Below are 12,736 nucleotides of genomic sequence, written 5' to 3'. Positions count from 1 at the left end.
AAAACAACACTCCCCCCGTACAACGAACGCATCGACGCCAAAAACGCCTCACGATCCGCCGCCCGCACACCCACCGACCACGACACCCGCGACACACCCGGCACCACGAAATACGCGACACCCGCCCGCTCCAGAGCATCCGCGACCAACCCCAGATTCTCCGCCGCCGCACCCGCCGCCGAAAACCCCTCGACCACCCGGCCCCACAACGGCTCGCCGTCGTCGGCCACCACCTGGCGAGCTCGGGCGTCGGTCCGCAACAGCCCCTGACGCTGCCGCGTCACCCGCAACAGCCACGCCCGGCGCTTCTGCGCGAGCACCGCGCTCTTGGTCCGCGACTTCAGACTGCTCCCGATGCGGGTACGCACACTCACTTCAATCCCATACCTCTCGGCGAGTCCCAATGCGGCTACATGACGGGGAGATCGCGACAACCAGCAGCGAAGTCCGCTGCAGCCCCATTACGGCGCCACATGAGGAGCGGCAAGGCTCCCCCGGGGTCGAGCCGCGAAGCGGAATCTTACAGCAGCGCATCAGATCCTTGTTCGACAGAGTTCGCCGACGCTACCGGCGGAGTTTCCTCAACCGTTGCCCGCACCGGATGGACTGGACACCCCGGGACCGGCCCCACATCCCCCTCGATCCCTACATATGACTCCCTCTCGGCATTCACCCGGTTGTCACCTGGGATCCACATCACAGTGACGTAGCCCACACTCACGTTTGAGAGCGCAACGTTCGGACGAGCGTGCAGACTTACCGTCATGCATGTACCTTCACTCTCCGAAGTCCGCCGCCTCACGGAGAAGCAGCGAGACGCCTGGTGGACCGTGCTTCTGGTCGACCCCGTAGCCACCCCTCTGGTCCGGTGGACCGCCAAGTGGACGCGGGTGACTCCGAACCAGATCACGTGGGCCGCACTCGTACTGGGCATCGGGGCAGCGGCGTGCTTCGCGCAGGGTGATTGGCAGTGGCTGGTGGCCGGCGCGGTCGTCTACCACATCAGCTTCATCCTCGACTGCATGGACGGCAAACTCGCCCGTCTCACCGGGAACGGTTCGGAATTCGGCGCCTGGCTCGACTACATCTTCGACCGGGTCCGTGTACTCATATGCGCCATCGCCCTCATGGGCGGGCAGTTCGCGCAGACCGACGACCCCACCTTCATCTGGCTGGCACTGGCCGTCGTGTTTCTCGACATGCTGCGGTACATGGACGCCCTCGAGATACACAAGGTCCGCCACAACATGCGGGAGAAGCTGCTGCAGCGGGCCCAGGACCTCGGGTTTGACCAGCCGGTTTCGGACGACCCGGCTCCGGCGGCCGGTGAGCAGCACCTCCCGGAATCCCCGGCCGGACAGCCCGCGGGGCCCGCACCCGCCACATCGTCTCCGCAACAGTCGTTCGTCACGCGGATCCCTGGCTACGTGCCACTCCGTGACTTCCTGATCGGCCACCGCATCCGCACCCATCTGTTCAGCGGCATCGAGTTCCAGATGACGATCTTCATCATCGCGCCGCTGGCCAACGCCATCCTGTGGCCGACGGTTGTGGCGGGCGTTCTTCTTCTCGCTTTCGAGGCCCTTGTCGTCTACCGGCTCCTGCTCACCGCGCGCAGTTTCGAGCGCACCATGGCCGGCTACGACCAGGCGGAACTCGAAGACAAGATCCAGCAGATGGACCCCTCGGAACAGGCATCGCTCGCATGACCGATCCCTTTCCACCGCTTTCCCCGAACTACGCGTCTCAGCGTCAGCACGTGTACACCGAAGCCACGGAAGTGCACGGGAAGTGGCCTGTCGAGTTCCAGTACCGTCCGGCTCGCGGAGACCACCGCGGTCTCCTCGTGGTCTTCTCGTCGGTGGGCAGCAAGTACGGATTCGGCAACGCCCTCGACAGTGTCCAGTGCCACATCCTGAGAATTCGCGACCATTTCGACGGCGGGGCCTCGTACTACGTCGCCCGAGACATGGACTTCACGGTTTCGGACTCCATTCGGACGCTCATCGAGAGCTTTATGGAGCGACTGGGGGTCCCCCGGGACCGGGTGACCCTGCTGGGGGCGTCGAAGGGGGGTAGTGCGGCTCTCTACTACGGACTGAAGTACGACTTCAGGAACATCGTGGCATCCACTCCGCAGTACTTCCTCGGCAGCTACTCGCACGGTCACGGCCAGTTGGGGGACGCGGTACTCGGCGAAGGCCAGTCGGCCGAGAACGTCGCCACCATGGACGCCGTGATGAGGGACCTGCTCGACAAGGAGACGGACTTCGACCGGAACGTCTATGTCGTCTCGTCCCCCGGGGATTACCAGTACGAGCAGGAGGTGAAGCACTTCCTGCCGGCGCTGCGCAGATACGAGAACTACAACTTCCTCTTCGTGGAGTCCCCCACGGTGCGGCGGCACGACGAGGTGGTCAGGCAGGGCCTGCCATCCATTCTGAGCATCGTCTACGCGCTGACCGAAGGCGCGGCGCCACGCTGGGGCGACATCCGGATAGGGCCGGGGCCCGAGGACCAGGAGAAGGCGGGCGAGTACCTCGCGGGACTCCGGCAGGAAGACACCGCCCTCGCGGTTCTCGCCCGGGCGTCCTTCGCGGACGGTCACGCCCGGCTGAGCGGGCACGCGTTCATCCCGGGCGTTTCCCGGGAGGGCGAGGCGAAAGAGGTCAAGCGTCTCGTCCTGGAACGGCGGGGCGAATCCTGGGCCTGGCCGCTGGAGTCGACCGAGGAGATCCGGCTCTACCGGGACTATTTCGACCAGCACTTCTGCGAATACGCGGAGGGCGGGTTCAGGACCGGCGAGGACGTGACCTTCGAGTCGCTCCCCCACGGTACCTTCGAAGCCTCCATATGCGTCTCGAGCCCCGACGAGAAGATCGAGCGCAGGACCCGTCTGATCGCGCAGAGGATCATCGACGTACGCCATTCCATGGGCGATTCGGAACTGATCGTCAGGGGAAACAAGAACGGGGTCAAACTGACCAGGCGCAGCGTCGTCGGCAGTGACACGGACGGCGTTCGCTTCTCCTTGCAGAACTCCTGGAAGCGTGACCGGCTCGTCCACGCGGAAGGGGTGTTCTTCCTTCCCGGAAGAAACGCGGAGAAGAAGAACCACGCCATGTACTACCTCGTCCTCCAGGGACGGCATGGGTGTTTCTCGTTCCCGCTCGAAGCCAAGAAGAACGCCGGGGCGACACGTCCGCACGTAGCGGCCGGGGACGTCGGAACCTACCATTCCGGGTACTTCAGTACCCCCGGGGAGAGCGGAGTCGACGTGTCCTCGGTACCGGCCGGCCGGTACCGGATGCTCGTCTCGATGAGCGCGGGCGGCTCGTTGTTCACCAAGAAGGCCGGGTCGGTCGTCCTGGGCAAGGCCGGCTGAGAAGCACCGCCCGCACGAAACCCCGGGGCCCTGCCCGTCGGCGTCACCACCGACGGACAGGGCCCCGGGTTCGCTGGTTCAGGCCCCCGGGATCGCTGTTCAGGCCCCCGGGCTCGCTGGTTCAGGCCCCCGGGTGCCGGCTCAGGTCCGCACCGAACAACCGCAGCAGCCGGTCCTCCACGACCGGGGTCAGCGCCTCGACGAAGCCGTCCGCCAGGTGGCCGAAGTCCCGGTAGACCATGGTGTTGCCCGCCACGATCGGGCAGTTGCCGGACGGTGCGCAGACCCAGTCGTAGGGGTCGATGACCGTCACGTCCTCGGCCTTCGCCGCGGCGACGAGTGCCTTCGTCACGTCGGGCTTGGGGTCGGCTTCCGAACGGGGACGGGCGCAGGCGCTCAAGTCCTTCGGGTGCGCCACCGCACAGTCCACCGCGTTGTTCTTGGGCCAGGGATTGTCCAGCAGGGTGAGCACCTGGATCCCGCCCCGCTGGAGCCTGCGGTACGTCTCGGCCTGCCCCTTGCCCCATTCGGTGGCCGTGTCGCCCTCGCCCCACAGCTTCGCCGAGTTGGAGCTCGACGTGATGACCAGCTCGGGATCCATCTTCAGGATCTTTTCCAGGGTCACCGCACGCCAGTCGTCGCACGTCGAGTACGGGCCCTTGTTGTACTCGATGGTGATCTGGGCGATCTTGCAGGCGTTCTTGGTGAACGAGTAGAGGCGCCAGTGGTGCTCGCGGGCGATCGCGTCGAGCGCCGGGAACCACTGCGCGACGTGTGAGTCCCCGAAGAGCACCACCGTGCGCTCGGCCGAGGTGTCGCCGTACAGACAGGGCTGGGTCTGCTTCACATCCTCCATGGTCAGCGCGCAGTCGTCGGTGTACACCGCGGTCCGCTTGTAGGCCACGTCGTGCAGGCTCGGCTCGAGGTTGGACGGCAGCTTGTCCACCGGCTGTTCCAGCAGTCGGGTCAGCGCCGCGTGGTGGTCCGGCGCCTGCGCGATGACCTCCTTCGTATCCTGCCGCTCGCCGCCCGAGGTCAGACTCGGCGGGAACTGCACGGCGACCACCGCGACCGCTGCCGCGACGGCCGACAGGCCCAGACCCAGCGAGAGACCCCGGCCGGCACGGGCCTTGAAGGCGCGGTGGAAGCGCATCGGGTCCTCGACCAGACGCAGGGTCGACCAGGCGAGACCGATACCGCACAGTGCGGCGACGAGCCGCAGCGGACCGTCGTGCTCGCCGAAACCGGCGGCGGCCGGAACGATGACGATGAGCGGCCAGTGCCAGAGGTACCAGGCGTAGGAGATGCCACCGATCCAGACGGCGGGGCGCAGCGACAGGACCGCGGCCGCACCGTAACGCCCGGCCACCGCGCCTCCGGCGAGGACGGCGGCGGCACCGAGGACGGGGATCGCGGCGTTGTGGCCGGGGAAGACGGTGTCGTCGTCGAAGGCCACCGCCGCGTAGCCGATGGCAGCCAGGCCGGCCCAGCTCAGAGCCGCCGCGACGGGGCGTGGAATCGCGTCGAGCCGGTTCGCCGCCAGCGCCACCAGAGCACCCACCGCCAGCTCCCAGATCCGCCCCTGGGAGCCGAAGTAGGCCCAGGAGGGGGAGGATTCGGTGAGCTGCAGGTTGAGGGCGAAGGAGACCGCGGCGAGGGCGAGCAGGGGGATGGTGAGGAGAACCCGGCGCCGGAAGATCTTGAGGGCGATGATCAGGACGATGGGCCAGATCAGGTAGAACTGCTCCTCGACCGCGAGCGACCAGAAGTGCTGGAACGGCGAGGGCGGCACGTCCGTGTTGAAGTAGTCGGTACCGGCATCGGCCAACCGGAAGTTGACGACGTACCACGCGGAGGCGATGGCGTCCTTGGCGTACTCGGCGAAGCGGAGCGGTCCCAGGAAGAGCCAGGAGCCCGCCAGCGTCGCCACGACGACGAGGGTGGAGGCCGGCAGCAGGCGCAGCGCTCGGCGGGCATAGAAGCGGCTCAACGAGATCCGGCCGTCCCGGCCCCACTCGCGGAGCATCAGCGACGTGATCAGGAAGCCGGAGATCACGAAGAAGACGTCCACACCGACGTACCCGCCGGCCAGGGAGGACACGCCCGAGTGGGCGAACACCACGAGCGAGACGGCCACCGCGCGCAGGCCCTGGATGTCCAGCCTCAGTCCGGCACCGCCCGATGCCGGGGCGGGACGTTTCCCACGGTCCGCGGGAACACCGTCCTGCGGTTCGGGGACGGCCTGGCTGTCTTCGGTATCAGGCCGCGGTGGGCTCGCGAGACGGCGGACGGGCACCGTGAGGCTCTCCTTGCTCATGGGCGTCGAGGCGGGCAAGTGCGCCTACGACAGGGTCCGGCGGCTCGTCGCCGTGGGGGGACCGGCGTGTGCCGGTGTTCGCTCCGGAGCCGGATACTCGAACTTGCGCTCGCGGAGACGGTACCCAATCACACCGTCATCACGAACGGGTGGGTCAGAGATGAGAGGTGGACCACAGCAGACCGCGACATGGCCGCCGCATGGCCGCTGCATGGCCGCTGCATGGCCGCTGCATGGCCGCGAAGCGACGTTCCGAAGAACACGCCGCTTCGCCCGCCGTACGACCCGGAGATGCGCCTCGCGCACGAACCTCTCAGAACGGCTCGAAGCCGTCGAACTCCTGCTGCGCCTCGTCGCGTTCGGCGTCCCGCTCCCGGCGCCGCTGGGCGGCCGGGCGGGGCGCCTCGAAGCGGTGGTCCTCGCCGCGGCGGCCGAGCATCTCGGCGCCGGCCGACACCGACGGCTCCCAGTCGAAGACGACCGCGTTGTCCTCGGGGCCGATGGCCACGCCGTCGCCGTTACGGGCGCCCGCCTTCATCAACCGCTCCTCGACACCGAGGCGGTTGAGCCGGTCGGAGAGGTAGCCGACGGCCTCGTCGTTGCTGAAGTCGGTCTGGCGCACCCAGCGTTCGGGCTTCTCGCCGCGCACCCGGAACAGGCCGTCCTCCTCGCGGGTGACGGTGAAACCGGCGTCGTCCACCGCCTTGGGCCGGATGACGATCCGCGTCGACTCGTCCTTGGGCCGGGCGGCACGCGCCTGGGCGACCAGCTCGGCCAGCGCGAAGGACAGCTCCCTGAGGCCCATGTGGGCCACCGCCGACACCTCGAAGACCTGGTAGCCGCGCGCCTCCAGGTCGGGCCGGACCATCTCCGCGAGATCCTTGCCGTCGGGTACGTCGATCTTGTTGAGGACGACGATCCGGGGCCGGTTGTCCAGGCCGCCGTACTCGCTCAGCTCGGCCTCGATGATGTCCAGGTCGGAGACCGGGTCGCGCTCGGACTCCAGCGTCGCCGTGTCCAGGACGTGCACCAGCACGCTGCACCGCTCCACGTGCCGCAGGAACTCCAGACCGAGGCCCTTGCCCTGGCTGGCACCGGGGATGAGACCGGGGACGTCCGCGACGGTGTACACGGTCTCGCCCGCGGTCACCACGCCCAGGTTCGGGACGAGCGTCGTGAAGGGGTAGTCGGCGATCTTCGGCTTGGCCGCGCTCAGTACGGCGATCAGCGAGGACTTGCCGGCGCTCGGGTAGCCGACCAGCGCCACGTCGGCGACGGTCTTCAGCTCCAGGTGGATGTCCTGGAGGCCGCCGGGCACACCGAGCAGCGCGAAGCCGGGCGCCTTGCGCCGCGCGGAGGCGAGCGCCGCGTTGCCGAGGCCGCCCCGGCCACCCTGGGCCGCGACGTAGGAGGTGCCGTGGCCGACCAGGTCGGCCAGCACGTTGCCCGCGCCGTCGAGGACGACGGTGCCGTCGGGCACGGGCAGGACCAGGTCCTGGCCGTCCTTGCCGGAGCGGTTGCCGCCCTCGCCGGGCTTGCCGGCCGTGGCCTTGCGGTGCGGGGAGTGGTGGTAGTCGAGGAGCGTGGTCACCGACTGGTCGACGGTGAGGATCACGTCGCCGCCCCGGCCGCCGTTGCCGCCGTCCGGACCGCCGAGCGGCTTGAACTTCTCACGGTGGACGGAGGCACAGCCGTGGCCTCCGCTACCCGCGGCGACGTGCAGCTCGACGCGGTCCACGAAGGTGGTCATGGGATGTGCCTCCAGTTACTGCTTACTGCCGGGAATGTCTCTTGGTCAACACGCGAAAGGCGGACCCGCTTCCCCTGGGGGGAAGTGAGGCCCGCCTCGCGAAAGCTTCCGATCAGGCGACCGGAACGATGTTCACGACCTTGCGGCCACGGTGGGTGCCGAACTGCACCGCACCGGCCTGCAGGGCGAACAGCGTGTCGTCGCCGCCGCGGCCGACGCCGGCGCCCGGGTGGAAGTGGGTGCCACGCTGGCGGACCAGGATCTCACCCGCGTTGACGGCCTGACCGCCGAAGCGCTTCACGCCGAGCCGCTGGGCATTGGAGTCGCGACCGTTCCGGGTGGACGATGCGCCCTTCTTGTGTGCCATGTCTCCTCAGTCCCTTACTTCGCAGCCGCGGGAATCTCAGTGACCTTGATCGCCGTGTACTGCTGGCGGTGGCCCTGACGACGGCGGTAGCCGGTCTTGTTCTTGTAGCGCAGAATGTCGATCTTCTGGCCCTTGTGGTGGTCCACGACCTCGGCCTGGACCTTGATGCCGGCCAGCACCCACGGGTCGCTGGTCACAGCGTCGCCGTCGACAACGAGCAGGGTCGAGAGCTCGACCGTGTCGCCTACCTGGGCGGTGGAAATCTTGTCAACCTCAACGGTGTCGCCGACAGCAACCTTGTGCTGGCGACCACCGCTGCGCACGATGGCGTACACGCGGATCTCACTCTCTCGCTCGGAAACGGCACCCCCGCAGTCCAGCCGCCCGGTACAACACGGACGGCCTCTCCCGGCCGGGGCCACGAGGGCCCGCACCCGGAAGGGAAAGGGGTTTACGGGGATGTGACGTGCCAGTCGACACGCCGACGGTCAAGGTTACGGGGCCCGGCCTGGGGGGTCAAACCGGGCCCCGTACGGCTCGCCGCGCCCGTCTCCCGGGCGATGCGGCCCGGCCGCCGGGATGACTCCGGAGAGGCACCTCCGGTAGGTGCCTCTCCGGTAGGTGCCTCTCCGGTAGGTGCCTCTCCGGTAGGTGCGCACCAGCACGGCGCGGGCCCCGCCGGGACCCGCGCCGTGGTGTTCTTCTTCCGTGACTGTGCCGCCGTCAGTCCTCCGTCGGGGCGCTGACCGAGGACGGTGCCTGCTGGGCGGCGGCCGCGGTCTTCTTCGACGCCGTCTTCTTGGCGGTCGTCGTCTTGGCCGCCTTCTTGGCGGTCGTCGTCTTCGCCGCCTTCTTCGCCGTGGCCTTCTTCGCGGTCGTCGTCTCCTTGGCCGCGGTCTTCTTGGTGGCGGCCTTCTTCGCCGTCGCCTTCTTGGCCGTCTTGCGGGCCGCCGCCTTCTTGGCCGGGGCGGCCGCCTCGGCGCTCTCCTCGGCGCTCTCCGCCTCCGAAGCGTCCACCGGCTGTCCGGCCGGTTCCTCGGCCGTGGCCGGGACGACCACGACGGCCGCCTCCTCGGACGCGGTGGAGGTGGTGGGCTTGCGCACCGCCCGGCGCCGCGGGCGGGCCGGGGCCGCGCTCTCGGCCGCCGTGCCCGACGGCTCGGCGGACGCCTCGGCGGCGGCGGGAGCCTCGGGTGCCTGCTCGGGCTGCTCGGGCGCCGCGGTCTCCGGGACCGTCAGTACGGCGGCCTCGGCTCCCGTGGGCGAACCGGCCGGTGCGGACACCTTCCGGGTGGCCCGACGGCGGGTACGGCCCTTGGGCGCCGCCTCCTCGGACACGGGCGCCGGTGCCTCGGCCGAAGCAGAGGCCGCAGCCGGGGCCGGGGCGCCGGAGAGCGCGTCCTCGACGGCGGCGGGCTCGGCCAGCACCTCGGCGGCGCTCTCGCGCCGCACGGGACGCTCGACCTCCTCCTTCACCGTGACGTCCTGCGCGGTCGGGGCCTCGGCACGGACGGCCTCGCCCTTCGCGGCCTTGGGCGCACCCGCCGGAGCGGACGCCCGCCGGCCGGCGCGACGCCGGCCGCGACCGCGCGTGGCGGCGGCCTCGGCCTCCGCGGCGCTGCTGTACAGCTCCTCGTCCGCGCTGTAGTCGGGCGCCGGGAGGGCGACCGGCTCGGCCACCTCGGCGGCCACCTCGGACTCCGACTCGGTGTCCGCCTCCTGCTCCGCGGTCGGGCCGGTCTCGACCCCGGCCACGGCCTCGTGCTCGTGCTCGTGCGGCTGGTCGGCACCGGCACGCGCCCGCTTGCCGCGGCGCTTGCTCCCGCCCCCGCCACCGGCACCGGCGGCGGCCGGCTGGTCGAGGTGCACGATGACACCGCGACCGTTGCAGTGGACGCAGGTCTCCGAGAACGACTCCAGCAGACCCTGGCCGACCCGCTTGCGCGTCATCTGGACCAGACCCAGCGAGGTCACCTCGGCCACCTGGTGCTTGGTCCGGTCCCGGCCCAGGCATTCCAGCAGGCGCCGCAGCACCAGGTCCCGGTTGGACTCGAGCACCATGTCGATGAAGTCGATGACGATGATGCCGCCGAGGTCGCGCAGCCTGAGCTGGCGCACGATCTCCTCGGCCGCCTCCAGGTTGTTCCTGGTGACCGTCTCCTCGAGGTTGCCGCCCTGACCGGTGAACTTGCCGGTGTTGACGTCGACGACGATCATCGCCTCGGTCCGGTCGATCACCAGCGAACCGCCGCTGGGCAGCCAGACCTTGCGGTCCAGCGCCTTGGCGAGCTGCTCGTCGATCCGGTACGTGGCGAAGACGTCGACCTCGCTGGTCCACTTGGACAGCCGGTCGGCGAGGTCCGGCGCCACGTGGGCCACGTAGCCGTGGATGGTCTGCCAGGCCTCGTCACCGCTGACGACGACCTTGGTGAAGTCCTCGTTGAAGATGTCGCGCACGACCCGGACGGTCATGTCCGGCTCGCCGTAGAGCAGCGTGGGCGCGTTGGAACTGCCGCCGCTCTTCGCCTTCTTCTGGATGTCCTCCCACTGGCCCTGGAGCCGCTCGACGTCGCGGCGCAGCTCCTCCTCGCTGGCGCCCTCGGCGGCGGTGCGCACGATGACGCCCGCGTCCTCGGGGACGATCTTCTTCAGGATCGTCTTCAGCCGGGACCGCTCGGTGTCGGGCAGCTTGCGGCTGATGCCGGTCATCGAGCCCTCGGGCACGTAGACCAGGTAGCGGCCGGGCAGCGAGACCTGGCTGGTCAGGCGGGCGCCCTTGTGGCCGATCGGGTCCTTGGTGACCTGCACGAGGACCGACTGGCCGGACTTCAGCGCGGACTCGATGCGACGCGGGCCGCCCGACATGCCCAGCGCCTCGAAGTTGACCTCACCGGCGTACAGGACGGCGTTGCGGCCCTTGCCGATGTCGATGAAGGCGGCCTCCATCGACGGCAGCACGTTCTGCACCTTGCCGAGGTAGACGTTGCCGACGTACGAGGTGGCCTGCTCCTTGTTGACGTAGTGCTCGACGAGCACCCCGTCCTCCAGGACGCCGATCTGGGTGCGCTCGCCGTGCTGGCGGACGACCATGACGCGCTCGACGGCCTCGCGGCGGGCCAGGAACTCGGCCTCGGTGATGATCGGCACGCGCCGGCGGCCCTGCTCGCGGCCCTCCCGGCGGCGCTGCTTCTTGGCTTCCAGACGGGTCGAGCCCTTGATGGACTGCACCTCGTCGGACGGCTCCGCCTTCGGCCGGGGCTCGCGGACCTTGACCACGGTGCGCTCGGGGTCGTCGGTGGAGGCCTCGGAGTCACCCGAGCCGTCCCCGGCCCTGCGGCGACGGCGACGACGGCGCCGGCTGCTGCTGGAGCCGCCGCTCTCGCCGGAGGCGTCCTCGCCGTCCTCGGCGTCCTCCTCCGTCTGCTCGGCGCTGTCCGCGGCGTCCCTGTCGGCCTGCTCGGCGGCCGCGTGCTCGGCATCGCCGTCCGTCAGGTCGCCGTCGGCGGAGTCACCCCGGCGGCGGCGACGGCCGCCCCGGCGACGGCGACGGCGCGAGCCGGAGTCCTCGAAGCCGTCGGCGTCGTCCTGCTCCTCGCCCGACCCGTCGGAGTCGGAGTCGGAGTCGGTGTCGGTGCCGGTCTCGGAGTCGGCGTCCGCGCCGCGCTTGGCAGCCGGCTCGTCCCGGGTGACGGCGGCGGTGGCCCGCTCCTCGGCGGCCTCCTCGGCCGCGGCACCCCGGCGCTTGCGGCGCCGCCGCGATCCGGCGGGCTGCTCCTCCGGGGCCTCCTGAGACTCCTTGGGCTCCTCGACCGCCTTCGCGGGCTCGGTACCGGCCGCCTCCGCGGCGGCCTCGGCGGCGGCCCGCTCGGGCGTCTGGAACTGGGGCTCGGCGAACACGGGCGCCTGGAACACGGCGACCGCGGGACGCGACGGACGCTTGGGAGCGTCCGCCTCGTCGGAGGCCGCGGCGGCGGTCTGCGCCGGGGCGGCGAAACCGGTGGCGGCCTTACGGGTGGACCGGCGGCGCGCACGACGCGGAGCGGCGTCCTCGACGGGCTCGGCGGGCGCGGCGGCCTCGGGCTCGGTGGCGGGCGCGGGTTCACTCACCTCGGCGGCGGCCTCGGCGGGCGCCTCGCTCGGAGCGGACACGCGGCGCGTCGCACGACGGCGGGCACGGCCCTTGGGCGCGGCCTCCTCCGCCTCGGCGGGCGCGGGCGTCTCGACGGGCTCGGGGGTCACCGCGGCGGCCTCGGTGTCCGGCGTCGCGGCGGCCTGCTCGGTGGCCGAGGTCACACTGCGCGTGGCACGACGCCGGGTACGGCGCGGAGCGGCACCCTCGGTGACCTCACCGGCCTCGGCGGACCGCGCCGGCGTCTCAGCGGCTGCGGACGCGGACGCGGAGACGACGGTCTCGGCCGCCTCCTCCGACGCCGGGGTCCCGGTGGGCGCGGAGGCACGGCGTACCGCTCGGCGACGCGGCCGGGCGGCGGCAACGGGCTCCGGTGCCGTCTCGGTCTCGGATGCCTCGGCGGCGGTCTCTTCGACCTCCGCCTCCTCCGTCTCCCCGGCCTCGTCGGTCACCGGGGTCACCTCGGTCGGCGCGACGGTCTCCGCCGTCGCCTCGGAGGCACCGGACGGCGGACCCGCCGGGCGGGACGCGGCCCTGCGCCGACGACGCGGCGGCAGGGTGTCGCTGGGGGTGTTCGCATTGGAGTCCGTCGAGGTGGTCGACGACTCGGTGGGTTCGGTCGGTTCGAGCATGCGGGGGTTTCTCCCGTCAGGCTCCCGGGCGCCGCGCCTGGTCCGGCATCGATCATGTCGACCGCCGGTGACGTCCGCGGCTCGCGCGATGCGCGGTCGCCGCCGTCCGGGGCGCGGGCGCCGCTCGGAAGCTCTCCGTGTCTTGTCTCACCGGTT

7 protein-coding genes and 1 pseudogene are annotated in these 12,736 nt (G+C 70.5%); 2 read left to right on the top strand and 6 right to left on the bottom strand.

What is annotated here, in order from left to right; translation table 11 throughout:
- Window positions 1-374, bottom strand: a pseudogene (locus KUM40_RS33065) (sugar phosphotransferase); the annotation flags it as partial.
- 390 nt (window positions 375-764) lie between these two features.
- Here KUM40_RS33065 and KUM40_RS33060 point away from each other — a divergent pair.
- The gene (locus KUM40_RS33060) at window positions 765-1,709 is read left to right on the top strand and encodes a CDP-alcohol phosphatidyltransferase family protein (RefSeq protein WP_217169971.1); all 945 of its coding nucleotides are present in this window, start codon (window positions 765-767) and stop codon (window positions 1,707-1,709) included.
- 50 nt (window positions 1,710-1,759) lie between these two features.
- Window positions 1,760-3,385 (top strand): hypothetical protein, encoded by a 1,626-nt coding sequence (locus KUM40_RS33055; protein ID WP_308401288.1) that lies wholly within the window; start codon window positions 1,760-1,762, stop codon window positions 3,383-3,385.
- Window positions 3,386-3,506: 121 nt separating this feature from the next.
- On the opposite strand, the gene KUM40_RS33050 is transcribed toward KUM40_RS33055, so the two are convergent.
- The 5 genes from KUM40_RS33050 to KUM40_RS33030 form a co-directional block, all read right to left on the bottom strand.
- Window positions 3,507-5,702, bottom strand: coding sequence for an acyltransferase family protein (locus KUM40_RS33050; RefSeq protein WP_254396008.1), 2,196 nt, complete (start codon window positions 5,700-5,702; stop codon window positions 3,507-3,509).
- 313 nt (window positions 5,703-6,015) lie between these two features.
- Window positions 6,016-7,452 carry a GTPase ObgE gene (obgE, locus tag KUM40_RS33045; protein WP_217169969.1) on the bottom strand — a complete coding sequence of 479 codons (1,437 nt, stop codon included), beginning with the start codon at window positions 7,450-7,452 and terminating at the stop codon, window positions 6,016-6,018.
- 112 nt (window positions 7,453-7,564) lie between these two features.
- Complete coding sequence (gene rpmA / locus KUM40_RS33040; RefSeq protein ID WP_003976205.1) at window positions 7,565-7,819, bottom strand: 50S ribosomal protein L27; 255 nt, start codon at window positions 7,817-7,819, stop codon at window positions 7,565-7,567.
- Window positions 7,820-7,833: 14 nt separating this feature from the next.
- Window positions 7,834-8,154, bottom strand: coding sequence for a 50S ribosomal protein L21 (rplU, locus tag KUM40_RS33035; RefSeq protein WP_217169968.1), 321 nt, complete (start codon window positions 8,152-8,154; stop codon window positions 7,834-7,836).
- A 388-nt stretch (window positions 8,155-8,542) separates the two neighbouring features.
- The gene (locus tag KUM40_RS33030) at window positions 8,543-12,580 is read right to left on the bottom strand and encodes an Rne/Rng family ribonuclease (protein WP_217169967.1); all 4,038 of its coding nucleotides are present in this window, start codon (window positions 12,578-12,580) and stop codon (window positions 8,543-8,545) included.
- Between the last annotated feature and the right edge of the window lie 156 nt (window positions 12,581-12,736).

This window comes from Streptomyces sp. AC512_CC834 (genome assembly GCF_019049325.1).
Taxonomy (GTDB): Bacteria; Actinomycetota; Actinomycetes; order Streptomycetales; family Streptomycetaceae; genus Streptomyces.
This window is presented reverse-complemented; position numbering and strand designations above follow the sequence as displayed.

Bases quoted from the DNA above. Each gene is read 5' to 3' on its own strand.
- KUM40_RS33060 (WP_217169971.1), top strand. From the start codon at position 765: ATGCATGTACCTTCACTCTCCGAAGTCCGCCGCCTCACGGAGAAGCAG.
- KUM40_RS33050 (WP_254396008.1), bottom strand. From the start codon at position 5,702: ATGAGCAAGGAGAGCCTCACGGTGCCCGTCCGCCGTCTCGCGAGCCCA.
- obgE (WP_217169969.1), bottom strand. From the start codon at position 7,452: ATGACCACCTTCGTGGACCGCGTCGAGCTGCACGTCGCCGCGGGTAGC.
- rpmA (WP_003976205.1), bottom strand. From the start codon at position 7,819: ATGGCACACAAGAAGGGCGCATCGTCCACCCGGAACGGTCGCGACTCC.
- KUM40_RS33030 (WP_217169967.1), bottom strand. From the start codon at position 12,580: ATGCTCGAACCGACCGAACCCACCGAGTCGTCGACCACCTCGACGGAC.